The sequence below is a fragment of the Neisseria sp. P0021.S007 genome, from assembly GCF_051956855.1.
On record NZ_JBQCXA010000001.1, the window covers coordinates 171030 to 194965 of the forward strand.

General features: G+C 47.2%; 21 protein-coding genes. 14 read left to right on the top strand and 7 right to left on the bottom strand.

Annotated elements, in window-relative coordinates; all coding sequences use genetic code 11:
* Window positions 1–30: 30 nt before the first annotated feature.
* Both prmB and ACTHUR_RS00800 read left to right on the top strand, forming a co-directional pair.
* Window positions 31–930 carry a 50S ribosomal protein L3 N(5)-glutamine methyltransferase gene (gene prmB / locus ACTHUR_RS00795; protein ID WP_049322128.1) on the top strand — a complete coding sequence of 300 codons (900 nt, stop codon included), beginning with the start codon at window positions 31–33 and terminating at the stop codon, window positions 928–930.
* Between the two features lie 227 nt (window positions 931–1157).
* Window positions 1158–1895 (top strand): toxin-antitoxin system YwqK family antitoxin, encoded by a 738-nt coding sequence (locus ACTHUR_RS00800; protein ID WP_440361144.1) that lies wholly within the window; start codon window positions 1158–1160, stop codon window positions 1893–1895.
* A gap of 46 nt (window positions 1896–1941) precedes the next feature.
* Here ACTHUR_RS00800 and ACTHUR_RS00805 read toward each other — a convergent pair whose 3' ends face one another.
* On the bottom strand, window positions 1942–2502 hold the full coding sequence (locus ACTHUR_RS00805; protein ID WP_003682296.1) for an adenine phosphoribosyltransferase: 561 nt from the start codon (window positions 2500–2502) through the stop codon (window positions 1942–1944).
* Window positions 2503–2670: 168 nt separating this feature from the next.
* Between ACTHUR_RS00805 and gmk the strand changes: the two genes are divergently transcribed.
* The 3 genes from gmk (at window position 2671) to ACTHUR_RS00820 (ending at window position 5810) form a co-directional block, all read left to right on the top strand.
* A complete protein-coding gene (gene gmk / locus ACTHUR_RS00810; protein ID WP_003686079.1) occupies window positions 2671–3288 on the top strand; it encodes a guanylate kinase in 618 nt (205 codons plus the stop codon).
* Window positions 3289–3340: 52 nt separating this feature from the next.
* Window positions 3341–3547, top strand: coding sequence for a DNA-directed RNA polymerase subunit omega (gene rpoZ, locus ACTHUR_RS00815; protein ID WP_003682294.1), 207 nt, complete (start codon window positions 3341–3343; stop codon window positions 3545–3547).
* Window positions 3548–3653: 106 nt separating this feature from the next.
* Window positions 3654–5810 (top strand): RelA/SpoT family protein, encoded by a 2157-nt coding sequence (locus tag ACTHUR_RS00820; protein WP_440361143.1) that lies wholly within the window; start codon window positions 3654–3656, stop codon window positions 5808–5810.
* A gap of 119 nt (window positions 5811–5929) precedes the next feature.
* Here ACTHUR_RS00820 and ACTHUR_RS00825 read toward each other — a convergent pair whose 3' ends face one another.
* The 3 genes from ACTHUR_RS00825 to ACTHUR_RS00835 all read right to left on the bottom strand — a co-directional run bounded on the left by ACTHUR_RS00825 (window position 5930) and on the right by ACTHUR_RS00835 (window position 7441).
* Window positions 5930–6091 (bottom strand): hypothetical protein, encoded by a 162-nt coding sequence (locus ACTHUR_RS00825; RefSeq protein ID WP_039861975.1) that lies wholly within the window; start codon window positions 6089–6091, stop codon window positions 5930–5932.
* A gap of 75 nt (window positions 6092–6166) precedes the next feature.
* Window positions 6167–6628, bottom strand: a complete 462-nt coding sequence (gene recX / locus ACTHUR_RS00830; protein WP_049329865.1) for a recombination regulator RecX — start codon at window positions 6626–6628, stop codon at window positions 6167–6169.
* Between the two features lie 99 nt (window positions 6629–6727).
* A complete protein-coding gene (locus tag ACTHUR_RS00835; RefSeq protein ID WP_440361142.1) occupies window positions 6728–7441 on the bottom strand; it encodes a phosphoglycolate phosphatase in 714 nt (237 codons plus the stop codon).
* A gap of 421 nt (window positions 7442–7862) precedes the next feature.
* Between ACTHUR_RS00835 and ACTHUR_RS00840 the strand changes: the two genes are divergently transcribed.
* The 4 genes from ACTHUR_RS00840 to ACTHUR_RS00855 all read left to right on the top strand — a co-directional run bounded on the left by ACTHUR_RS00840 (window position 7863) and on the right by ACTHUR_RS00855 (window position 11526).
* Window positions 7863–9128, top strand: coding sequence for a Glu/Leu/Phe/Val family dehydrogenase (locus ACTHUR_RS00840; protein WP_070504425.1), 1266 nt, complete (start codon window positions 7863–7865; stop codon window positions 9126–9128).
* A 160-nt stretch (window positions 9129–9288) separates the two neighbouring features.
* Window positions 9289–10104: an FKBP-type peptidyl-prolyl cis-trans isomerase gene (locus tag ACTHUR_RS00845; RefSeq protein WP_070504422.1), complete on the top strand. Its 816-nt coding sequence runs from the start codon at window positions 9289–9291 to the stop codon at window positions 10102–10104.
* 96 nt (window positions 10105–10200) lie between these two features.
* Window positions 10201–10827: a phosphoribosylglycinamide formyltransferase gene (gene purN / locus ACTHUR_RS00850; protein WP_440361152.1), complete on the top strand. Its 627-nt coding sequence runs from the start codon at window positions 10201–10203 to the stop codon at window positions 10825–10827.
* A 30-nt stretch (window positions 10828–10857) separates the two neighbouring features.
* Window positions 10858–11526 carry a DUF3108 domain-containing protein gene (locus tag ACTHUR_RS00855; protein WP_070461397.1) on the top strand — a complete coding sequence of 223 codons (669 nt, stop codon included), beginning with the start codon at window positions 10858–10860 and terminating at the stop codon, window positions 11524–11526.
* Between the two features lie 57 nt (window positions 11527–11583).
* Here ACTHUR_RS00855 and ACTHUR_RS00860 read toward each other — a convergent pair whose 3' ends face one another.
* Window positions 11584–13077 (bottom strand): Rne/Rng family ribonuclease, encoded by a 1494-nt coding sequence (locus tag ACTHUR_RS00860; protein ID WP_107858142.1) that lies wholly within the window; start codon window positions 13075–13077, stop codon window positions 11584–11586.
* A 237-nt stretch (window positions 13078–13314) separates the two neighbouring features.
* Between ACTHUR_RS00860 and grxC the strand changes: the two genes are divergently transcribed.
* The 4 genes from grxC to recG all read left to right on the top strand — a co-directional run bounded on the left by grxC (window position 13315) and on the right by recG (window position 19622).
* Window positions 13315–13572: a glutaredoxin 3 gene (grxC, locus tag ACTHUR_RS00865; RefSeq protein ID WP_003684090.1), complete on the top strand. Its 258-nt coding sequence runs from the start codon at window positions 13315–13317 to the stop codon at window positions 13570–13572.
* A 21-nt stretch (window positions 13573–13593) separates the two neighbouring features.
* Window positions 13594–14028 carry a protein-export chaperone SecB gene (gene secB / locus ACTHUR_RS00870; protein ID WP_003745844.1) on the top strand — a complete coding sequence of 145 codons (435 nt, stop codon included), beginning with the start codon at window positions 13594–13596 and terminating at the stop codon, window positions 14026–14028.
* 263 nt (window positions 14029–14291) lie between these two features.
* Window positions 14292–17336 carry a TonB-dependent siderophore receptor gene (locus ACTHUR_RS00875; RefSeq protein ID WP_004519409.1) on the top strand — a complete coding sequence of 1015 codons (3045 nt, stop codon included), beginning with the start codon at window positions 14292–14294 and terminating at the stop codon, window positions 17334–17336.
* Window positions 17337–17582: 246 nt separating this feature from the next.
* A complete protein-coding gene (recG, locus tag ACTHUR_RS00880) occupies window positions 17583–19622 on the top strand; it encodes an ATP-dependent DNA helicase RecG (protein WP_039862031.1) in 2040 nt (679 codons plus the stop codon).
* Window positions 19623–19686: 64 nt separating this feature from the next.
* Here the strand turns inward: recG and gdhA are convergent, their stop codons facing one another.
* On the bottom strand, window positions 19687–21021 hold the full coding sequence (gene gdhA / locus ACTHUR_RS00885) for an NADP-specific glutamate dehydrogenase (protein WP_039861980.1): 1335 nt from the start codon (window positions 21019–21021) through the stop codon (window positions 19687–19689).
* A 414-nt stretch (window positions 21022–21435) separates the two neighbouring features.
* Between gdhA and ACTHUR_RS00890 the strand changes: the two genes are divergently transcribed.
* Window positions 21436–22230, top strand: a complete 795-nt coding sequence (locus ACTHUR_RS00890; protein ID WP_039861983.1) for a thymidylate synthase — start codon at window positions 21436–21438, stop codon at window positions 22228–22230.
* A gap of 60 nt (window positions 22231–22290) precedes the next feature.
* Here ACTHUR_RS00890 and ACTHUR_RS00895 read toward each other — a convergent pair whose 3' ends face one another.
* Window positions 22291–23727: a transferrin-binding protein-like solute binding protein gene (locus tag ACTHUR_RS00895; RefSeq protein ID WP_004519414.1), complete on the bottom strand. Its 1437-nt coding sequence runs from the start codon at window positions 23725–23727 to the stop codon at window positions 22291–22293.
* Window positions 23728–23936: the final 209 nt, after the last annotated feature.

Sequence of the window (23936 nt, forward strand, 5' to 3'; positions counted from 1 at the left end):
AATATTCTTAAATCGACAAGACAAAACATTATGTTTAAGCAAGCTGCTCAAGAGCTGACCACTGTTCGCGATTTATTGCGTTTCGCCGTTAGCCGTTTTAACGATGCCGGACTGTTTTTCGGACACGGAAGCGATAATGCCCATGACGAGGCAGCCTATCTAATTTTGCACACTTTGAATCTGCCTTTGGATACATTGGAGCCTTATTTGGATGCCAAATTGTTGCAAAGTGAGAAGGAAGAGGTATTGTCCATTCTCGAACGCCGCGCAGTGGAGCATATTCCTGCCGCGTATCTGACACATCAAGCATGGCAGGGCGAGTTTGATTTTTATGTCGATGAGCGCGTCATCGTGCCTCGTTCTTTTATTTATGAATTGCTTGGCGACGGTATCCGTCCTTGGATTGAACATGATGAGTTGGTGCATCGAGCTTTGGATTTGTGTACCGGTAGTGGCTGCTTGGCCATTCAAATGGCGCACCACTATCCTGATGCACAAATCGATGCCGTAGATTTGAGCTTAGATGCTTTGGAAGTAGCGGCCATCAATATCGAAGATTATGGCTTGGAAGACCGTATCAGCTTGGTGCATACCGATTTGTTTGAAGGTTTGGATGAAACCTACGACTTAATTGTTTCCAATCCGCCTTATGTTGATGCGGAATCTGTGGAAGCGTTGCCTGATGAATACCTACATGAGCCGGAATTGGCTTTGGGCAGCGGAGAAGATGGTTTGGATGCTACACGCCAAATCATTTTGCAGGCTGCGAAATATTTGAATCCGAAAGGTGTATTGCTGGTTGAAATCGGCCATAACCGCGAAGTATTGGAGGCGGCTTATCCGGAATTGCCGTTTACTTGGTTGGAAACCAGCGGTGGCGACGGGTTTGTATTCTTATTGACCCGTGAGCAATTGTTGGGTGAAGAATAGTTTATTGTGATGTAAATAAAACAAAGGCCGTCTGAAAAAAATTCAGACGGCCTCTGTTTTGTAATGTCTTTAATGTTTTAAGAAAATACAAACGCCTATGGTATGCTGAATATGAAATCCAAGCAGGGTTTGAAACTATGGCTTATAATATTCGTCATAGATTTAAATGCCGGTAGATTTTTATTACTGACTTTTTGTAGAACATATACTGCCAAAAACCCAATATTATGAATAATTTTTTAAAATCAGGCCTGTTGGCTGCTGTTTTATTCAGTACGCCCGTTGTCGCTTTTGCCCAGCAATATACCGTTTATTTCAATCAAAACGGTAAACTGACGGCAACCATGCCTTCGGTTGCTTATGTCCGCCAATACAAAATTGCGGCAGGCAAGGCGCAGGTTCAGGATTTTTACTATCCATCAATGAAAAAATATTCTGATCCGTACGAGATACCTGCTGGTCAGATCAAGGTTTTTGTGCCGGCTTTGGATAATGGCACGCTGACTCTATGGCATTTTAACGGGCAGAAAAAGATGGTTGGCAGCTATCGCAACGGCAAACCGCATGGCGAATGGGTCAACTGGTATCCAAACGGTAAAAAATCTGCGGTGATGCCTTATCAAAATGGCCTGAGTGAGGGCGTGGGTTCCCGCTATTACCGAAATGGTGTGAAAGAAAGCGAAATTCAGTTTAAGCATGATAAAGCCAATGGCCATTGGAAACAATGGTATTCAGACGGCAGTCCGAAAACTGAAATGATGATGAGCAATGACAAACCGACGGAGATCATCAGTTGGGATGAAAATGGCCGCATCGTGTCTGAATTGAGTATTCGCAACGGTAAACGCAGCGGCATCATTTTGGATTGGTATGATGATGGTGCGAAGAAATCTGAGCTGGTTTATAAAGACGACCAGTTGGTGAAAAAAACTTTTTGGGATACGGACGGATACGTTCTCGAATAATTTTGATTATAAAAAACCGCAGGCTGATCGGCTTGCGGTTTTTTTATTACATACAGCCTTTGTTTTGGCACAGGGTAAATAATGGCGCGCCGCTTTCACGAATTTTTTTGCCGCCGTCCAAGTCGGTAAATTCCAAAATGGCAGCCGCTTCGATTACTTCACCGCCCAATTTTCGGATCAGCTCGACACCTGCGAGCATTGTGCCGCCGGTTGCCACCAAATCATCTACCAACAAAACGCGTGCGCCCGGCTTGATGGCGTCAGTATGGATTTCTACCGTTGCTTCGCCATATTCCAAAGCGTAACTTTGAGAAACCGTATCAAAAGGTAGTTTGCCTTTTTTGCGGATAGGGACAAAGCCGACGTTCAGCTGATAGGCCAAAGCCGCGCCAATGATGAAGCCGCGCGCATCCAAGCCCGCAACGACATCAACTTTTTGCCCCATATAGCGGTAAACCAGTAAATCGACCAGCAGGCGGAAATATTCTGCGCTTTGCAAAACGGGAGTAATGTCATGAAACAAAATCCCTTTTTGCGGCCAGTTTTCAATTTTACGGATTTTGTCCGCCAAAGCCTCTACGCCCATTACTTCAGGATGAATCAACATCTCGACATTCCGAAATCAAAAAGTTTTTAACACGATATTGTAGCGGTCATATGCGGACTTGCCAAATTAATCGATACAATAGCCAAATTTTGCAACATGCCGTCTGAAATTCCGAGAAACATTGTGTTGTGTTATAATTTACAGATACATACCATCGGCTGAACCACCATGCAAAATCATAAAAAAGGCAATATTTACATCATTTCTGCCGCTTCCGGCACAGGTAAAACGACCTTGGTGTCACGCCTGTTGAAAAATCATGACGACATCCGTGTTTCTATTTCTCATACTACGCGCCAGCCGCGTGAGGGTGAGGCACATGGTGTGCATTACCACTTTGTTCCCAAAGAAGAATTTGAATCGCTGATTGAGCAAAGAGCCTTTTTGGAACACGCCAATGTGTTCGGTAATTATTACGGCACCAGCATCGCCGGCGTAAATTCGTTGAGCGAAGAGGGCTATGACGTAATTTTGGAAATTGATGTGCAAGGTGCGGCGCAAGTGCGTAAATCGTTGCCTGAAGCCAGCAGTATTTTTATCCTGCCGCCTTCCTTTGAAGTATTGGCGCAACGGTTGATCGGCCGTGGTACAGACAGCGAAGAAGTTATTCAAACACGCCTTTCAAAAGCCCGTCATGAGATTGAGCAATCCGTTTTGTTCGATTACGTCGTTGTGAATGACGATCTGGATCGCGCCGAAGCCGATTTGTTCCACATTATTAAAGCAGGCCGTCTGAAAAAATCCTCTCAACAGGGATTTATTTCAAACCTGTTGGAAAATTCGTAAAAAACAGCGAAAATAAACGTTTATTTGAAACATAGAAAGAAAGCAAGCAAACATGGCCCGTATTACTACTGAAGACTGCACAGGTAAAATCCCTAACCACTTCGACCTTACCCTCGTTGCCGCCCGTCGTGCACGCCAGCTCGAAAACGGCAATACGCCATTGGTTGACGACATCCGCAACAACAAACCAACCGTAACCGCCCTGCGCGAAATCGCAGCCGGACAAATCGGAACCGAGCTGCTGACCCGCAACAAATAAACCAACCGGCAAACCGATAAAACCGTCGTGCGGACTGTATCGGTGCAATATAACAACCGATACAGTCTGACGGCTTAAAAAAATAGCCATAAAAGGCCGTCTGAAAATGCCAGCCCCACTGCCTACCGCCCCCTATGATCCGTTGACAGCAGAAGCGCGCGAGCTTTTGTTTCGCACCGCATCCTATCTCAATACCAATGAGCAGGCCGAGCTTGAAAGAGCCGTTGCCTACGCTTTCCACGCCCATGACGGACAAACCCGTAAAAGCGGCGAACCCTACATCACCCATCCCCTTGCCGTTGCCACGCAGCTTGCGATTTGGCACATGGATGTTCAAGGCCTCTGCGCAGGCGTTATGCACGATGTATTGGAAGATACGGGTGTAACCAAAGTCGAAATGGCGGCAGAATTCGGCGATACCATTGCCGAAATGGTAGACGGTCTCTCCAAACTAGAAAAACTCAAATTCGAAGATCATGCCGAGCATCAGGCGGAAAGTTTCCGCAAACTTATCCTCGCCATGACTAAAGACGTGCGCGTCATCGTCGTCAAACTGGCCGACCGATTGCACAATATGCGCACCCTTGGCTCTATGCGTCCGGAAAAACGCCGCCGCATCGCCAAAGAAACCCTCGAAATCTATGCTCAAATCGCCAACCGCATTGGCCTGAACAATGCGTATCAAGAGCTTCAAGACTTATCGTTCCAAAATCTCCACCCAAGACGCTACGAAACCCTGAAAAAAGCCATGAACAACAGTCGCAAAAATCGCCGCGATGTTGTCGGCAAAGTGTTGCGTGCATTTGGTCAGCGTTTGGTCGGTGTCAATATTGAAGCCAAAATCAAAGGCCGCGAGAAAAACTTATACAGCATCCATCAAAAAATGCAGGCTAAAAAGCTGCGTTTTGCCGAAGTGATGGATATTTACGGCTTTCGGGTCATCGTAAACAACATTCCTGCCTGTTATGCCGCGTTGGGCGCATTACATAATTTATACCACCCCAAGCCCGGCCGTTTTAAAGACTATATCGCCATTCCGAAAAGCAACGGCTACCAAAGCCTGCACACGACCTTGGTCGGCCCTTACGGTTTGCCGATCGAAGTGCAAATCCGTACGCGTGAAATGGACGCTGTGGCTGAGGGTGGTATTGCCGGCCATTGGATTTACAAATCCGGTGAAAATACTCCGGACCAAGCCGTCCTCCATATGAACCGATGGATGAAAAATATTCTTGACCTGCAAGCCAGCAGCTCAAATGCCATCGAGTTTCTGGAGCATGTCAAAGTCGATTTGTTTCCTAACGAAGTCTATATCGTTACCCCGAAAGGCGATATCCTTACCTTGCCTAAAGGGGCGACACCGATTGACTTTGCCTATGCCGTTCACACCAATATCGGTCATAAAACCGTTGCCGCGCGTATCAATAACGTCATGATGCCGTTGCGCACCAAGCTGAAAACTGGCGATACGGTAGAAATCATTACTTCCGAGCACGCCAAGCCTAATGTAGCATGGCTGAACTTTACCGTTTCCAGCCGTGCGCGCAGCGCCATCCGCCAATACATTAAAAATCTGAATCGTCACGATGCCGTTGTTTTGGGTGAGAACCTGCTGCAAAAAGCTTTATCCAGCCTGTTGCCTAAAGACATCCTGCTTTCAGACGACCTCAAAGAAAAATACCTTGCCGATTTGAATACCAAACAAACATCGTTTGAAGAGGTTCTCTACAATGTCGGTATGGGGCATACTTTGCCGGTACACGTTGCCATGCATATTGCCGAGTTGGCAGGCCAACATTTTGGCAGTGCGGTCAAACTCAGCCCGATCAAAGTCAACGATCAAGAAACCGGCCGGATTCATTTTGCCGAATGTTGCCATCCGATTCCAGGCGATGCGATCCGCGCCTTATTGGTTAAAGACAAGGGTATGATTATCCACCGTGATACCTGTCAAACTTTGGTCAAAGCCGATCCGGAAGAGCAACTCGATGCGGGCTGGGACAGTTTGCGTAATCAAACGTACCGCACCATCCTCAACGTCAAATCCGAAGATGCGCATGGTTTGTTGGCTTCAATGGCGCAAGCGATTTCCAATTCCGGTGCGGATATCGAATCTGTCGATACGCCAACCAAAGCGCAAGCAGGAACAGAAGGTTTTGTAGAATTTAAATTTACAATTAAAGTCAAAGACTTGGATCAGGTTAATCAGATTATTCATGCAATGCATGCCAATCCGAATATCCGCAAAGTGATTCGAGGATAATCTCGTTATAAGCAAAGGCCGTCTGAAAGCATTTTCAGACGGCCTTTTTGATGTTTACAAATAAAAGCTATTGGCTTTTTTATAAGAGGGTTTATGGCTTTTTTGTAATTGGATTGGGTTTAACTCAACCAAAAACGGAAAACCAAAAAGAAAACTAAGGCCAAAACGCCGGCCCAAACCAGCAACATGAATCCGGCTACTGCCTGACCCAAGCGGTAAACAGGATTTTTGCGTTCGTCTTCGAGTAGGGGATTAGGTGTATCGTGCGGTTTGTCGGACATGATGAAGCTCTGATTGAATTATTGAATAAAAGCGTAAGGGTACGCCGATAGAAGCAAAGATTCAAGTGGGAATGATTATTGATAGAAGTCTTCGTCTTCATTCCAAGCGGTTTTTAAGGCCGTCTGAATGGTGTCGGCACCAAAGCCGCGATAGGCAAGGAAACGCGCTTGTTTTTGTTTTTCTTTCAAATCTTGAGCTTCTTGCTTGAATTTTTTACGCAAGACGGAAATGGCGGTTTGCAGCTCGTCCTCCCTGTCGGGTAGGAACTCTCGACAGTCGTCTGCATCGATACCTTGTTGCGCCAAGGCTTGCTTGAGGCGGAGCGTGCCGTAACGGTTGCTCTTGCTGTGAATATAGGCTTCTGCGTAACGTTGGTCGGATTGCCAATTTCGTTCGGCGAACTCGTCCAAAACCTTTTCCAATTCTTCTTCGCTTTCAGCATGCGGGGCCAGTTTGCGTTTCAAACCGACGCGGCTGACTTCTTGACGGGAAAGAATATCCAAGGCGCGGGCGCGTAAGGTTTTGGGAGGTTTCATGGGAATATGGAAGGGGAGGGATTTAACTACATTGAATTACATTTCAGACGGCCTGATTGGGCGAAAGCACCGAAAAGGCCGTCTGAAAATAAAGCCGAATTATTCTTCGTCTTTGTTTTTTTGCGGTTGCAGATTTTCGTAGATTTCAGGCAGGGCGCGAATCAACAAATCAGGTTTGGTCGCTTTATCTTGAGAGAGCAAGGTCATGTCGCCGTAGCCGAATGTTACGCCGACGCTGAAGCAACCGGCCGCTTTGGCGGCAATAATGTCATTTTTGGAGTCGCCCACCATCAGCATATTGGCAACGTCGATGCCTAATACTTCGGCCGCATGTTGAAGCGGCAATGGGCTGGGTTTTTTCTCAGTCAGGCTGTCGCCGCCGAGAACCAGGCTGAAATAGTCGTCGAGATTAAGTTGTTTCAGTAGCTCGGCAGCCAGAATTTCATTTTTATTGGTAATGACAACCAATGGAATACCCAAGGACTTGAGCAGGCCGAGACCGGCTTCGGTTTCAGGGTAGGGGTAGGTAAAGTCGCTTAAGTGTTCGCGATAATATTTCATAAAGAACACAAAACCTTTTTCCCAGATTTCAGGATCGGCTTCTTTTTCACGATCATTGGTAATGACGCGATGAACCAACTTGCTGATGCCGTCGCCGACATAACTTTCAACCGTTTGGGTAGGTAAAACAGGTAAATCCAAGTGCGCACACATGGCTTGGGCTGCTGCGGCTAAATCGGGAACGGAATCACATAAGGTACCGTCCAAATCAAAGGCAACGGCTTGAACGTGTTCTAAAGCAGCAGTGGTCATTGAGTAGCTTTCTGTCATATTATTTAAGCGCTTATTTTAACATTGTTTGCCTGATTTGCCGATGTTTTGCTGATTCTTTAAAGGGATATTTGTTTAAATTGTTAACAATTTTTGCTGGTGTAAGTCTGTCCGTCTGTTGGTAATGTGGAAGGGATTTTGTCAACAAAAAGGGCGGTTTGGTAGGCATTAAAAAACAAAGGGTTTGAGTGTTTTTTTGAATGGTTTGATGAGCATTTATACTAGGCCGTCTGAAAATTTTTTGGTCGGCGTACCGATATTTTCAGACGGCCTCAAACTAAATTTATATATAAATGAATGGATTTGCTTTTTATCGACTACATGCTATTACATTTTTTCCTGTTTTTGTATATAGTAACAAGTATGGCTCTCGTCTAATCATGTGTATGAAAAGGAAAAATACATGTCCGCATCTGCTGTTAAAGAAACACTGAATCCGTTTGAAATTGCACAAAAACAAGTAAAAATTGCCTGCGATCGCCTGAATGCCGACCCGGCAGTATTTGAAATCTTGAAAAAGCCGCAACGTGTTTTGGAAGTGAACTTCCCTGTCAAACTCGACAACGGTACAGTAGAAAATTTCACCGGTTACCGTTCCCAACACAATAACGCCGTCGGCCCTTACAAAGGCGGCGTGCGTTTCCATCCCAATGTAAATCTGGACGAAGTCAAAGCACTGTCTATTTGGATGACCATCAAATGCTGTGTAGCCGGTATTCCTTACGGCGGCGGTAAAGGCGGTATTACTTTGGATCCGCGTAACTATTCCGAAGCAGAATTGGAACGCATCGCCCGCGCTTATTCCGAAGCCATTTCTCCGCTGATCGGCGAGAAAATCGACATTCCCGCCCCTGATGTGAACACCAACGGCAAAATCATGTCTTGGATGGTTGATGCCTATGAAAACGTCGTGAAACATTCTGCACCGGGCGTGTTTACCGGCAAACCGGTTGAGTTTGGCGGTTCCTTGGCGCGCACCGAAGCCACCGGTTACGGCGTAAACTTCGCCGCCGTCCAAGCTTTGGAAAAACTGGGCAAAGACGTGAAAGGTGCCACTTACGCCATTCAAGGTTTCGGTAATGTGGGCTACCACACCGGTTACTATGCACACAAAGCCGGTGCGAAAATCGTTGCCGTATCTACTGTTGACGTTGCCATCTACAACGAAAACGGCTTGGATATGGAAGCAATCATTAAAGAATTCCAAACCAAAGGTTTCATCACCAATGAAGCCGGCTACGGTAAAGAAATCAGCAATGCCGAACTTTTGGCTTTGGATGTGGACGTACTCGCCCCTTGTGCATTGGAAAATCAATTGACTTCCGAAAATGCAGGCAAAGTCCGCGCGAAAATCGTGGTTGAAGGCGCAAACGGCCCGACTACTCCTGAAGCCGACGTTATTCTGCGTCAAAACGGCGTATTGGTTGTTCCTGACATTTTGGCAAACTGCGGCGGCGTGGTTGTGTCCTATTTTGAATGGGTACAAAACCTGCAAGGCTACTACTGGGAGTTTGACGAAGTTCAAGAGAAAGAAACCGTGGTTCTGCGCCGTGCGTTCCGCGATATTTGGAACTTGGCTCAAGAATACGATGTCGACCTGCGTACCGCTTCTTACATGATGAGTATCCGTCGTGTTGAAAAGGCAATGAAACTGCGCGGCTGGTATTAATCGTTTGACCAATAGCTAAGAGTAGGCCGTCTGAAACCTGTTTTCAGACGGCCTTAATGTTTTTGATAAGAGCCTTTACAAATTTTAATCCACCTTGATTCCATTTCAATCAAACTCAGCTATAATCCCCTTTTTTGACCTTTCCGGAAAAGACATAATCATGAACAAAACTTTCAAATTCAGCGCATTGGCTTTGTCTGCTTTGTTGGCACTGACTGCTTGCAACCAAAAAGACACTGCCGCTAAAGACGCCCCTGCTGCTTCCGCAGCTTCAAATGCGACTGCAGATGCTTCTGCCATCGGTTCTACTGCCCAACAAGCCAGCTACGCAATGGGTGTGGACATCGGCCGTTCATTGAAACAAATGAAAGACCAAGGTACGGAAATTGATTTGAAAGTCTTCACCGAAGCCATGGAGGCCATGTTTGAAGGTAAAGAAGTTAAAATGACTGAAGCTCAAGCTCAGGAAGTGATGATGAAATTCCTGCAAGAGCAACAAGAAAAAGCGGCTGCCAAACGTGCTGAAGATGCCAAAGTAAACTTGGAAAAAGGCGAAGCGTTCTTAAAAGAAAACGCGACTAAAGAAGGCGTGAAAACCAGCGCTTCCGGTCTGCAATACAAAATCACCAAAGAAGGCGAAGGTAAAAAACCAACTAAAGACGATATGGTTACCGTTGAATACGAAGGCCGTCTGATTGATGGTACCGTATTTGACAGCAGCAAAGCCAACGGCGGCCCAGTAAGCTTCCCTGTAAGCCAAGTGATTCCAGGTTGGACTGAAGGTATCCAACTCTTGAAAGAAGGCGGCGAAGCAACATTTTATATCCCTGCCAAATTGGCTTACCGCGAAGTGGGTGCCGGCGATAAAATCGGCCCGAACGCTACTTTGGTATTTGACGTGAAACTGGTTAAAGTCGGCGCGCCTGATGCTGCTGCGCAACAACCTGTACAAGTTGACGTACAAAAAGTTCAATAATCCGAATCAAGGCTTACGCCCTTAAACAACGGATAAAAGGCCGTCTGAAAAATTCCGTTTCAGACGGCCTTTGTTCCAAACCAACAAGGAATTATGATGAAAAATATCGTCATCCTTATTTCCGGACGCGGCAGCAATATGCAGGCGATTGTGAATGCCGATATTCCCGATGCCAACATTGCAGCCGTATTGAGCAACAGCGAGACCGCAGCCGGATTTGCATGGGCGGCAGAGCGCGGTATTGCCACCGACAGTTTGAACCATAAAAACTTCGACTCGCGTCTGGCATTTGATCAGGCCATGATGGAGAAAATCGATGCCTATCAGCCGGATTTGGTTGTATTGGCGGGCTTCATGCGCATTTTGACTCCGGAGTTCTGCGCACATTATGAAAACCGCCTGATCAATATCCATCCGTCCATCCTGCCTTCTTTCACCGGTCTGCACACCCACGAACGCGCATTGGAAGCAGGTTGCCGAGTGGCAGGCTGCACCATCCATTTCGTGACCCCAGAGCTGGATTGCGGCCCGATTATTTCTCAAGGCATTGTTCCTATTTTGGACGGCGATACCGCTGACGACGTTGCCGCACGCGTGCTGACGGTTGAACACCAGCTTTTCCCGCAAGCCGTTGCCGACTTTGTTGCAGGCCGTCTGAAAATTGAAGGCAACCGCGTTTTGAATGCACAACGCAATGCCGCCGGTCAAAGCCTGTTGGCTTAATTAAAACACGATACACACAAGGAAAACATCATGAATCCGATTAAAACAACCCTGCTGACACTTTCCCTACTTACAGCCTCCATCGGCGCGCAAGCCGCTGAATTGCCGCAATCTGCCGTTTTGCAATACTCAGGCAGCTACGGTATTCCTGCGACCATGACCTTCACACGCAGCGGCAACCAATACAAAATCGTTTCTACCATCAAAGTACCGCTTTACAATATCCGCTTTGAATCCGGCGGCAGCATCAACGGCACGACCTTGAATCCGTCTTACTACAAAGATGTACGCGGCGGCAAAGTGTATGCCGAGGCCAAATTCTCCGGTGGCAACATCACTTACGGCAAAGCAGGTGATTTGAAAACTGAAAAATCCGGCCCAGCCATGGACTTGTTCACTTTGGCATGGCAACTGGCCGCCAATGACGTGCGCCTGCCGTCAGGTTTGAAAATTACCAACGGTAAAAAACTGTACACCGTCGGCAGCATGAACAAAATCGGCAGCGAAAGCTATAAGCTGAACGGCGGTACAACGCCTGTGAGCAAATATCGCGTCCGCCGTGGCGACGATACCGTGACTTACTCGTTTGCTTCCGATATCGACAATATCCCTGCGCAAATCAGTTATACCGATGACGGCAAAACCTACAACTTGAAACTGACTTCCGTCAAAATCAACGGTAAAGTAGTGAAACCGTAATCTTTATTTGCTCAAAAAAGAAGGCCGTCTGAAAAGTTTTCAGACGGCCTTTTATCTTTAGAGCAACACAATATCGTATTGTTCCTGCGTGTAGGCGGTTTCGACTGCCAGCGAAATCGGTTTGCCGATAAAGTCTATCAACATCGCCAGCGATTGTGATTCTTCGTCTAGGAACAAGTCGATGACATTCGGAGCGGCCAAAATGCGGAAGGCTTGGACATCGTAGCGGCGCGCTTCGCGGACGATTTCGCGTTGGATTTCGTAGCACACGGTTTGCGGCGTTTTCAGACGGCCCCGGCCTTGGCAGGAAGGGCAGGGTTCGCAGAGGATTTGGCTTAAGTTTTCACGCGAACGTTTGCGGGTCAGTTCGACAAGGCCCAGACTGGTAAAACCGTTGAGGGTGACGCGGGTGCGGTCAAAACTCAGGGCTTTGGCAAGCTCTTGCAGGACGGCTTCGCGGTGGACTTCCTGCGCCATATCGATGAAGTCGATGATGATGATGCCGCCGAGATTGCGCAGGCGAAGTTCGCGGGCGATGGTGTGGCAGGCTTCGAGGTTGGTGCGGAAGATGGTTTCATCAAAATTGCGCGCGCCGACAAAGCCGCCTGTGTTGACATCGATGGTGGTCATGGCTTCGGTGGACTCGATGATGAGGTAGCTGCCGAAGTTGAGGTTGACGCGCGGTTGCAGGGCTCGGGCGATTTCCTGCTCGATGTTATGGGTTTCAAATAGGGGGCGTTCGCCTTTGAACAGCTCGATTCTGCCCAATGCACCTTGAACGTATTGTTCGGCAAACTGGGTCATGCGGCGGTGGTTTTCAGTGGAATCGACCAGGATTTTGTGCGTATCGAGGCTGAACATATCGCGCAAAACGCGCAGGCTCAAAGGCAAATCTTGATAGAGCAGGGTTTCGGGCGGCTGGATTTTCGCCTGTTTTTGAATGTGTTCCCACACTTTGGTCAGATAGTTGATGTCTGATTGCAGTTGGTCATCGGAAGCGTTTTCGGCGTTGGTACGGATGATGTAGCCGTGGCAGGCGTTTTCGGGCAGCAGGTTGTTGAGGCGCTCCCTCAAACTGCTGCGTTCGGCATCGTCTTCAATGCGTTGGGAAATGCCGATGTGGTCTTCTTGCGGAAGATGGACGAGGAAACGGCCGGCCAGTGAGATTTGGGTGGAAAGGCGCGCGCCTTTGGTGTTGATGGGGTCTTTAATGACCTGAACCAAGACGGACTGGCCTTCAAAGAGCATATGTTCGATGCGTTGGGTTTCGTCCGGATTACGGCGTTGTTCAAGGACGTCGACGATATGCAGAAACGCGGCACGTTCCAAGCCGATATCGATGAACGCGCTTTGCATGCCGGGAAGAACGCGTTTGACGACGCCCAAATAAATATTGCCAACCAAGCTATGGCCGCTGTTGCGCTCGATGTGCAGCTCGCAGATATTGTTCTCTTCCAAAACAGCCACACGCGTTTCTTGCGGCGTGATGTTGACGAGGACGGTTTCGGACGGACGCACGGCGTCCTTGGGGATGGGAATTCCTGAAAGCATGGGGATACCTGATTTTGAATAGAAAAACTTTTGCGATGTGTTCTTCTCCAAAAAACAAATGGCAAAAGTCATTCTGCGAAAGCGCTTATCATACTTTAATTATGGTTTTTCCGCATCTGCACAAATGTTTATGGCCAAGAGGCCGTCTGAATGTTTTTTACAACCGTACGGCGGGAACACTTGTAAAATCACACCTATGCCCATATAGTCATGAACATTGGTATTTTGGAAGAAATCATGCAAACCGTTACTGTTTATACCGGTCCATATTGCCCGTACTGCACCATGGCGAAAAGGCTGTTGCAGGCGGTGGGTGTGAAAGAAATCAACGAAATCCGCATCGACGGCAATCCGGAAGTTTTTGCCGAAATGCAGCAGCTTTCCGGCCAGCGCAGCGTGCCGCAGATTTTTATCGGCGACACCCATGTCGGTGGCTTTACCGATTTGTACCGCTTGCAGCAGGAAGGCAAGTTGGACGAATTACTGAATCCTTAACCCTTAACTTAGGAAAATAAAATGAGCGAAGAATTGCAACCCGTATTCAGCGTTGAGCGTCTGTATGTAAAAGACTTGTCTTTGGAAGTGCCTCATGCACCACAAATCTTCTTGGAACAAGGCGAGCCTGAAGTCGATATGCGCGTTTCTACCGGCAACACCAAACTGGAAGACGGCTTCTACAGCGTTGACGTTACCGTTACCGTGACTGCCAAACTGAACGAAGAGCGCACCATGTTCTTGAACGAAGTTACCCAAAGCGGCATCTTCCGTCTGGAAAACATTCCTGAAGAAGACGTACAACTGCTGCTGGGCGTTGCTTGTCCAAACATCCTGTTCCCTTACGCACGCGAAGCCATTTCCAACAGCGTAACCCGCGCCGGCTTCCCACCTGTATTACTCGCTCCGATCAACTTCGAAGCAATCTACCAACAACAACAGGAAGCTAACGCTTAATCGCGTTATACCTAAATTGAGGCCGTCTGAAACATTGCGTTCAGACGGCCTTTTTTTATCTAAAAATCAGGACATAAGAAAAAATCTATAACAAAAAGTTCATATATTAATGCAATAAGTATATAATGATATCGTTTATCATTACGATCTAATTTTAAATTTTATAGGTTATATACCATTTAAAATCAATAAATTGTAATTTTTATCTAGCAGATAAATAGATTCTATTAATTAAGGAAATAGTTGTGAAACCTGATTTTCAAATGAAAACAATTTGTTTGTTATTAGTGCTGCCTTGCCAAACTGTTTTTGCAGATACGGGACATCAAGAAGTGGAACATGTAGACATGGATACGGTCAAGGTCAGTGGCAAACGGCAGGCACAAAGGAATACCGAGCGCAGTCAGTCTTATACAATCGGAACGATGGCAACGGCGACTGGCTTGCGTATTTCAGGTAAGGATACGCCGCAGTCGGTGAGCGTAATGACGCGTCGGCAGCTAGATGATAAAGCAATATATTCTTTAGAAGAGGCAATGAAAAACACTACGGGAATCAACGTGGTTCGGGATTCGGGTCTACAAACTCGTTTTTTGTCTCGTGGTTTCTATGTTGATCAGATTGGTGAAGACGGTATTACCACGAATGTGTCTGGACGTTCGGGCTATACGGCAAAAATCGATGTCTCACCGAGCACAGACCTTGCTGTTTATGATCACATTGAGGTTGTTAGAGGTGCAACCGGTCTTACTCAATCCAATTCCGAACCGGGTGGAACCATTAATTTAATCCGTAAGCGGCCAACAGCTCTGTTTAAGCATACAGGTGAAATCAGCACTGACCATAGGGGCAGCAAGCGTTTGGCTTTGGATGTATCTGGAAGCTTGAATAATGAACATACGGTACGCGGTAGGCTGGTTGGTGTTCATGAGGACCACCGTTCTTTTAAAGAGGGTGTATGGAACAAGAAAGACATGGTTTATGGCGTGATCGATACGGATTTGAGTGATAACAGTATGCTGACATTGGGCGGCACTTATCAGAAAAATAAAGACATTCCCGATTTTGCCGGCGTGATTTTACCTTGTGAGGATCAAAAAACTGCGGCCTTCAGCTCCAGTCCTGCCTGTAACAATCCTTTGAAATTGCCACGTAAAACTTATTTGGGTGAAACCTCATGGTCACGCCTGAATGCTGATAAATACAATATTTTTTCCGGTTTCAAACATGTCTTTGACAATGGATGGCAACTCAATGCAGAAATTTCTTATACGCATAATGATTCAGATGCCAAAGTCGGACAATTTTTTCTGAAAAACGAACACGCGGCAGGTATTTCAGCATCTGAGGCAACGGGTTTCTTAACCGAGAAGGGGGAGGTTATTCCTTTTGAGCCTAAAGACAAGGCGTTGGCAAAATTAAAAGAATATCGTGATGGTGTCACTAAAACATATGAAGAGAAAAAAGCAGATTATGTTGCCCATCGTTTCGATGCATCTGCTTTTGAACAATATCGCTCCCAAAGAGCGGCAGCACGTCGGGCAGGTTTTGATCAATGTATGCAGGACATTGGTTTGGATTTCCTGTGCAACGACTGGCAGGATCCGGGTGTAGAAGTAGATAAAAAAGAGTTTGTTGATAAGGAGCTTGCAAAGCAAGGCATTATTAACAATGCAGAAGGCCTGTTTCCCAACCGTCTATACGACTCAGCATACAATCTTCGCCACACATACAACCGCCGTTACAACTTCATGCCGTTGCACTATACCAAACATGATGTGCAATGGGGCTTTAAGCTGGATCTGACAGGTAACTACCGCCTGCTTGGGCGTGAACATGATTTCTTTGTCGGCTATGCGTATAACAATGAAAAAATCCGTTCTGCCTATACGGAAATATATCAAAACCGTTATTTTGTCCGTCCTCAAGGTTATGCAGGTGCAGGCAGTTGCGGCATTCATCCCGATGGTCCGGAGCGTAATCCTTTAGAAAAAGGCATTGTCGAACCAGATTGGCATATTTATAACGAAAAAGGTAATAACAAAATCTATGTGCCGGAATGCAGTGGCGCGCATGTTACCAAATATACTCCCCGTTTGGATGCGGAGGGCAAGCCTGTCTGGACAGTCAACGACAATGGTGAGCGCGTAATGGTGCAAGATCCTGTTTATGAATTGGATGCAAATGGAAACAAAATACAGGAGCGGGATGAAGAGGGAAATTTGAAATGGGCAAACCAATATCTGAAAATACCGCTGTGGAAAACTGTTCAGGTTGCAGATGATCATGTTCCGGCGTTATACAATTATTCGAAATACCTTAACACGAATAAAACACATTCTTTGACTGTCAGCACGCGCTTTAATGCGACCAACCGTCTGCATCTCTTGGGTGGTATGCACTATACGCGCTATGAAACCACACAAGCCAAAGAAATGCCTGTACGCTACGGCCAGCCTGCTACGGCATTCCAAACTGAGAGCAGTAACAAAATCGACAAAGAGCATTACACCTCAAAAATGCAAAGCCATAGGTTTACGCCATATGCTGGCATTACCTACGACCTGACACCGCAACAAAGCTTGTATGCCAGCTATACTAAGATTTTTAAACAACAGGATAACGTTGATGTAACCAGCAAATCCGTTCTTCCACCACTCATCGGGACTAACTATGAAATAGGTTGGAAAGGGTCGTTCTTGCAAGGCCGTCTGAATGCTTCGCTTGCCTTGTTTGTTTTACAGCAGAAAAACCGTACCGTTGTCGATTTCGGATTTGTTCCTGATACTAGTAGTAACGGAGGCTCATTCCAAACCATCGCTAAACCTGTGGGTAAGGTTAAGAGCAGCGGTGCAGAACTTGAATTGGCTGGCGAATTGTCGGAAAACTGGCGTATTTTTGTTGGCTACACATATAACAAAAGTAAGTATAAAAATGCGGCAGAAGTCAATGCGGAGCGGTTGGAGAAAAATACGACTGCCGACCCGTATAACTTCAGTAACTTCACGCCGGTACATATGTTCCGCCTCGGTACAAGCTACCGCTTGCCTCAAACTAAGTTAACCTTGGGTGGCGGAATATCTGCACAAAGTCGTACAAGTAGCCTTTACAATATTCGCCAAGGAGGCTACGGACTTATAGATGGCTTTGTTCAATATGACTTTCACAAACACGGCAGAATCAGCCTGATAGGAACTAACCTGGCTGACAGGACGTATTTTGAAAATAACTACAACCGTACGCGAGGTCAAAACAATTTCTATGGCGAACCGCGGACAGTTAAACTGAAATTGGATTGGCATTTCTAGAGAGAATGGATAATGATTGGGTATGTAAACATTATTGGCTAAATTCATAAAAGTATGGGTTGAATATCCTTCTTTTTTGAAAGCTGTTTCCTAACAATGGCTGAAGTTGATTCGATAGCCGGCGTATTTTCAAATATTAATTCGTTTCAAGTATTCAGCTTTGAAGGCCGTCTGAAACATTGCGTTCAGACGGCCTTTTTGTTTTCGGATAAAATACAGCAAACTTTCAATCAGCTGCCTTTTAAGATGACGCCCGAAACCCAAAAACAGCTCAAAATTACCGATGTCTCTGCTAAGAAGCTCGAAAAACTCAACCTCCATACCGCATGGGATTTGGTGTTGCACCTGCCGCTGCGTTACGAGGACGAGACGCACATCATGCCGATTAAGGATGCGCCGATCGGCGTGCCGTGTCAGGTTGAGGGCGAGGTCATCCATCAGGAAGTCACGTTCAAACCGCGCAAGCAGCTGATTGTCCAAATCGCCGACGGTTCCGGCAGCGTCCTTTTTTTGCGTTTCATCCACTTTTACGCCAGCAACCAGAAACAGATGGCGGTCGGCAAACGCATCCGAGCCGTGGGCGAAATCAAACACGGGTTTCACGGCGACGAGATGATTCATCCCAAAATCCGCGATGCCGAGAGCAGCGGTTTGGCGGAAAGCCTCACGCCGATTTATCCGACCGTAAATGGTTTGAACCAGCCCACTTTGCGTCGCATCATTCAGACGGCGTTGGACGTTACGCCGCTACACGACACGCTGCCCGATGCCTTATTGAGTCGTCTGAAACTACCGCACCTTGCCGAAAGCCTGCGCCTTTTGCATTCGCCGCCGCCGAGTTTCACCATCCACCAGCTTTCCGACGGCGCGCTACCCGCATGGCAGCGGCTTAAATTCGACGAACTTTTGGCGCAACAGCTTTCCATGCGCTTGGCGCGGCAGAAGCGTGTCAGCGGCTCAGCCACGGCATTGGGCGGCGACGGCATATTGACTCAAGCCTTGCGCCACGCCTTACCGTTTGCCCTGACCGATGCCCAAGAAAGAGTCGTGTCCGAAATCTGCCGCGATATGGCGCAAACCCACCCCATGCACCGCCTGCTGCAAGGCGATGTCGGCAGTGGCAAAACCATCGTTGCCGCCTTGTCTGCTTTGACCGCCATTGAATCTGGCGCGCAGGTGGCTGTAATGGCACCAACTGAAATCCTTGCAGAACAGCATTTTATCAAGTTCAAACAATGGCTTGAGCCGTTAGGCCTTGAAGTCGTTTGGCTTTCCGGCAGCCAGCGCAAAAAAGCCAAAGATGAAGCCAAAGCCAAACTCGCCGATGGCACCGTCAAAATCGCCGTCGGCACGCACGCCCTGTTTTCAGACGACGTCGAGTTCCAAAATCTGGGCTTGGTGATTGTGGACGAACAACACCGGTTCGGCGTTGCCCAACGTCTCGCCCTCAAAAGCAAAGGGCGCGACGTCCACCAGCTGATGATGTCCGCCACGCCCATCCCGCGCACGCTCGCCATGAGTTTCTTCGCCGACTTGGACGTGTCCGTCATCGACGAATTGCCGCCCGGGCGCACCCCGATTAAAACCCGCCTAGTCAACAACATCCGCCGCGCCGAAGTCGAAGGCTTCGTCCTCAACATCTGCCGCAAAGGACAGCAGGCATACTGGGTCTGCCCGCTGATTGAAGAAAGCGAAACCCTGCAACTGCAAACCGCCACCGAAACCCTAGCCCAGCTTCAGGCAGCCTTGCCCGAACTCAACATCGGCTTGGTACACGGGCGCATGAAGGCCGCCGAAAAAGCCGAAGTCATGGCTCAGTTTGCCGCAGGCCATCTGAACGTCTTGGTCGCCACCACCGTCATCGAAGTCGGCGTAGATGTACCCAACGCCGCCCTGATGGTGATCGAACACGCCGAACGCATGGGCTTGGCGCAGCTGCACCAATTACGCGGGCGGGTAGGGCGCGGCGCGGCAGAAAGCGTGTGCGTCCTCCTGTTTGCCGAACCCTTGAGCGAACTCGCTAAAGCGCGGCTGAAAGTCATCTACGAACACACCGACGGCTTCGAAATCGCCCACCAAGACCTCAACATTCGCGGCCCCGGCGAATTTCTCGGCGCGCGCCAAAGTGGCGTCCCCATGCTGCGTTTTGCCAATCTTGAAGAAGACCTGCACCTCTTGGAACAAGCGCGCGAAATCGCGCCCATGTTAATCGAACAAAACCCTGAAATCGTCGAAGCGCATTTGGCAAGATGGCTTTCCAGCAGGGAAGGTTATTTGGGCGTATAAAATTTGCATGAAAAGAAAAAGGCCGTCTGAAAACAGACGGCCTTTGGTTTGGCTGGATAGAGGTTTAGAAACCTTGTGCCAACATAGCATCGGCTACTTTGACAAAACCGGCAATGTTCGCACCGTTGACATAGTTTACTTTATCGCCGACTTTGCCGTATTTCAGGCAGGATTCGTGGATGTTGTGCATGATGTCGAACAGGCGTTGGTCGACTTCTTCACGGGTCCAAGACAGGCGGATGGCGTTTTGGCTCATTTCCAAACCTGAAGTTGCTACGCCGCCGGCGTTGGAGGCTTTGCCCGGAGCGTAGAGGATGCCGGCTTTGATAAATTGTTCGACTGCGCCTAAAGTTGACGGCATGTTCGCACCTTCGGCAACCACATAGCAACCGTTTGCCAGCAGGATTTTGGCAGCGTCTACATCCAATTCGTTTTGGGTGGCGCAAGGCAGGGCAACTTCGGCCGCAATGTTCCACGGTTTTTGGTTTTCAAAGTATTGCAGGCCTTGTTCTTTGGCGTAAGTGGCCACGCGTTCGCGGCGTACTTCTTTCAGCTCGATCAAAGCGGCCAGTTGCGCTTCGGTCATACCGCTATCAGGGAAGAGGACAAAGCCGTTGGAGTCGGAAACGGTCAATACTTTTGCACCCAGTTGGATGGCTTTTTCGGCAGCGTATTGCGCCACGTTACCGGAGCCGGAAATCAACACGCGTTTGCCTTCAATGCTGTCGTTGCGGGTTTCCAACATGGCTTGGGCAAAATACACGCAGCCGTAGCCGGTGGCTTCAGGGCGAATCAGGCTGCCGCCCCATTCGAGGCCTTTGCCGGTCAGGACGGAAGCAAATTCGTTGCGGATTTTTTTGTATTGGCCGAACAGATAGCCGATTTCGCGGCCGCCTACGCCGATGTCGCCGGCAGGAACGTCGGTATCGGCGCCGATGTGGCGGTAGAGTTCGGTCATAAAGGCTTGGCAGAAGCGCATTACTTCGGCATCGGATTTGCCTTTAGGATCAAAGTCGGAACCGCCTTTGCCGCCGCCCATAGGCAGGGTGGTCAGCGCGTTTTTGAAGACTTGTTCAAAAGCGAGGAATTTCAACACGCCCAAATCGACGGTCGGGTGGAAGCGTAAGCCGCCTTTGTAAGGGCCGATGGCGGAGCTCATTTGAATGCGGTAGCCGCGGTTGACTTGGACTTGGCCTTTGTCGTCCATCCAAGTGACGCGGAACATAATCACGCGCTCCGGTTCAACAATACGCTCAAGTAGGCTTTGTTGGGTGTATTTCGGGTTTTTCGCCAAAAACGGATCCAAACTCATGAACACTTCTTCAACAGCTTGGTGGAAGGGTTCTTGGTTGGGGTTGCGTTGTTTAAGATTGGTAAACAGGGTGTTCAGGTCAGTCATTTTTCTACTCCTATTGAGTGAGATATTTCAATATTTATGTTTTGAAATATAGCTGTAAAAATTTTACTTGCCAAGAAAAATTTTACCTAGATTGTTGACATTATTTTTTTACCAATTTGTAAAAATGGAATTATATTTTAAATTCAATTAAAAATATATAAAAATATTTTATTAAATAGATTTAAATAAAAATAAAATACCGAGTAATTAAACTAGAAAATGTTGAAAATTTTTTTGTAAAAATTTAATTCAGCTCATAAATTTGTGTAAATTAGCGCTGAATTGTCAACATTGTTAATGAGTGTACTACGCGAATATGGGGAAGGTTGCCCCATTGAAGACAGAGAGGCAGGCCGTCTGAAAATTCGGTACAATACACAAGAAATTCCCACAACACATACATTAAGGAAACACATGAAAGCCTATCACGACCTTATGCGCCATGTTCTCGACAATGGTATCGACAAATCCGACCGTACCGGCACCGGCACGCGTTCCGTGTTCGGTTACCAAATGCGTTTTGATTTGAGTGAAGGCTTTCCGCTATTGACCACCAAAAAACTGCATCTGCGCTCGATTATTCATGAGCTGCTTTGGTTTCTTAAAGGCGATACCAACATCAAATACCTGAAAGACAACAATGTGTCTATTTGGGACGAATGGGCGGATGAAAACGGCGATTTAGGCCCGGTTTACGGCTACCAATGGCGCAGTTGGCCTGCACCCGACGGCCGCCATATCGACCAAATTGCCAACGTGGTGGAACAAATCAAGAAAAATCCCGACTCGCGCCGTCTGATTGTATCGGCATGGAATCCGGCTTTGGTCGACGAAATGGCCTTACCACCTTGCCACGCGCTGTTTCAGTTTTACGTTGCCAACGGCAAACTGTCCTGCCAACTTTACCAACGCAGCGCCGATATTTTCCTTGGTGTACCGTTCAACATCGCCAGCTACGCATTGTTGACCATGATGATGGCGCAAGTGTGCGGCCTGGAAGCCGGTGAGTTTATCCATACGTTTGGCGATGCGCATTTGTACAGCAACCATATCGAGCAGGCCCAGCTGCAATTAAGCCGTGATTTCCGAAAACTGCCGACCATGAAAATCAACCCTGAAGTCAAAGACTTGTTTGCCTTCAAATTTGAAGACTTCGAATTGGAAGGCTACGATCCGCATCCGCACATCAAAGCAGCCGTATCGGTGTAATCCAAGTTAAAAAACAAAAGACCGTCTGAAACTTCAGACGGCCTTTTTATTTAGGTAGATTTATTGACGTTTCGCGCCATAGCCACCGATTAAGTGTTCGGTTGCATCTTTGTTTTTCAAGCCGTAAGTGCCGCCAATTTCTGCAGCATTGGGGCCGTAAAATTTGCCGTTCAGGTTGCCACTTAACTTGTCATCGGCCGTGCTGACTTTGCCGGAGAAGAGGTTGCCGTCTTTCCAGCTTGCCGTACCTTTGAAATCGTAGTTTTTATCTGCTTTGGATACGCGCTTACCATTTTCCAAAGTATGGAAGTGTGAGTTTGATGTTTCAAAACGGATACCTTTGAGGCCGAAATCAACGATAGCCATGACATTGGAAGTCAACTGACGATTGTTATTATCGGTAACCACATAGGCAGTAGAAATACCTTTGTAGGTGGCTGTACCTTTAGCAGGCAGGGTCGTGAAGACAGTTTCATCGCCCAGGCTTTGGTAGCCTTGGTATACATGTCCTTTAGGGTCGGTGTAATGCGCGAAGGTTTGATATGTCCAGCCGGCCGCAGAAGGATCATGCAACACAATTTCTGTGCCATCGCCAAAATTGATGACATAGACACCGTCGAATTGTTTGTCGAATACCAAGCCATCTTGGTCTGGACGGAAATAGGCTAGATTATTGCTAACATTCTCATTAATTTCTGCTAGTTTAGTTCGATTTTCAAGATTTTTAGCGTGTGAAGTCTTTAATTCTTCAATCTTTGCTTTGATTTCCGTTACTTTTTTATTGTTAACTGGACCTGCTTCTGGATTTTCTTCTTTTTCAAGCTTTTCTTCTTCAGCCTTTAATTTTTTATAATCTTCAGCAATTTTGTCATCCAAAGTTGATTTGCCGTATGCGAATTCGGTATTTTTCTCCTTGCCCGTTTGTTCGCTGACATCAGTTTGAGTATTGCCTTTTGAATATACTTTGGCAATAACAGAAGCGTAACTTGTCCATGTAGGTTGGGTTGCGTTGCCATTAGAGGTCTTATTAAATAATACAACGCCGTCCATTTTGACTTCATCATTGCTGTTAAAGTCAATAGAACTGATCAGACCATTTTGGTTGCGGTCTTGATTGTCCGTTTGGAACATTTTGCCTGCGGCATCTTTGCGGATTTGTACGTTAGGGTTGGATTGCTGTGCACCTTTGGAAGAGATGAAATGTGTGTGCAAAGGCTGGGTAACGTTGGCCGGATCGATTGGAGCTTCATCGGTCAGTTCGGCAAGGTTGTCGGCACTGTTAGTAAGCGTAGTAGACGGAGCTTTCGGAGTGTTGGCATTGCTGTTGTTGGCAGGATTGCCATTGTTGCCAGCAGAGTTGCCGGTATTATTGGTAGGAGTTGCGCCGGTGCTTAAAGCAGATGAACCGCCGCCTCCGCCACCACCGCATGCGGACAAGATGGCTGCGCTGATGGCTGTAAAAACGATGGTTTTAAGTTTGGTTTGGATGTTTGACATGAGATTCCCTGTATGGTTATTCGCTTGATTAAAAGGTCGGAGAGATCGTTTATCTGATTTTTAAACCTTTAATATCTGATAATAACCATAAATCATAAAAAAATAAACAGTTTGTTTGCATTTCTGTACAAAAATTAATCAAAGGGAAGATGGTTGGGTGGATATTTTCTTAGTTAATTGTTTTATATGAATTTATTTTGAATATTTTA

Coding starts and splice junctions, on each gene's coding strand:
- prmB (WP_049322128.1), top strand. CDS start 31: ATGTTTAAGCAAGCTGCTCAAGAGCTGACCACTGTTCGCGATTTATTG.
- ACTHUR_RS00800 (WP_440361144.1), top strand. CDS start 1,158: ATGAATAATTTTTTAAAATCAGGCCTGTTGGCTGCTGTTTTATTCAGT.
- ACTHUR_RS00805 (WP_003682296.1), bottom strand. CDS start 2,502: ATGTTGATTCATCCTGAAGTAATGGGCGTAGAGGCTTTGGCGGACAAA.
- gmk (WP_003686079.1), top strand. CDS start 2,671: ATGCAAAATCATAAAAAAGGCAATATTTACATCATTTCTGCCGCTTCC.
- rpoZ (WP_003682294.1), top strand. CDS start 3,341: ATGGCCCGTATTACTACTGAAGACTGCACAGGTAAAATCCCTAACCAC.
- ACTHUR_RS00820 (WP_440361143.1), top strand. CDS start 3,654: ATGCCAGCCCCACTGCCTACCGCCCCCTATGATCCGTTGACAGCAGAA.
- ACTHUR_RS00825 (WP_039861975.1), bottom strand. CDS start 6,091: ATGTCCGACAAACCGCACGATACACCTAATCCCCTACTCGAAGACGAA.
- recX (WP_049329865.1), bottom strand. CDS start 6,628: ATGAAACCTCCCAAAACCTTACGCGCCCGCGCCTTGGATATTCTTTCC.
- ACTHUR_RS00835 (WP_440361142.1), bottom strand. CDS start 7,441: ATGACCACTGCTGCTTTAGAACACGTTCAAGCCGTTGCCTTTGATTTG.
- ACTHUR_RS00840 (WP_070504425.1), top strand. CDS start 7,863: ATGTCCGCATCTGCTGTTAAAGAAACACTGAATCCGTTTGAAATTGCA.
- ACTHUR_RS00845 (WP_070504422.1), top strand. CDS start 9,289: ATGAACAAAACTTTCAAATTCAGCGCATTGGCTTTGTCTGCTTTGTTG.
- purN (WP_440361152.1), top strand. CDS start 10,201: ATGAAAAATATCGTCATCCTTATTTCCGGACGCGGCAGCAATATGCAG.
- ACTHUR_RS00855 (WP_070461397.1), top strand. CDS start 10,858: ATGAATCCGATTAAAACAACCCTGCTGACACTTTCCCTACTTACAGCC.
- ACTHUR_RS00860 (WP_107858142.1), bottom strand. CDS start 13,077: ATGCTTTCAGGAATTCCCATCCCCAAGGACGCCGTGCGTCCGTCCGAA.
- grxC (WP_003684090.1), top strand. CDS start 13,315: ATGCAAACCGTTACTGTTTATACCGGTCCATATTGCCCGTACTGCACC.
- secB (WP_003745844.1), top strand. CDS start 13,594: ATGAGCGAAGAATTGCAACCCGTATTCAGCGTTGAGCGTCTGTATGTA.
- ACTHUR_RS00875 (WP_004519409.1), top strand. CDS start 14,292: ATGAAAACAATTTGTTTGTTATTAGTGCTGCCTTGCCAAACTGTTTTT.
- recG (WP_039862031.1), top strand. CDS start 17,583: ATGACGCCCGAAACCCAAAAACAGCTCAAAATTACCGATGTCTCTGCT.
- gdhA (WP_039861980.1), bottom strand. CDS start 21,021: ATGACTGACCTGAACACCCTGTTTACCAATCTTAAACAACGCAACCCC.
- ACTHUR_RS00890 (WP_039861983.1), top strand. CDS start 21,436: ATGAAAGCCTATCACGACCTTATGCGCCATGTTCTCGACAATGGTATC.
- ACTHUR_RS00895 (WP_004519414.1), bottom strand. CDS start 23,727: ATGTCAAACATCCAAACCAAACTTAAAACCATCGTTTTTACAGCCATC.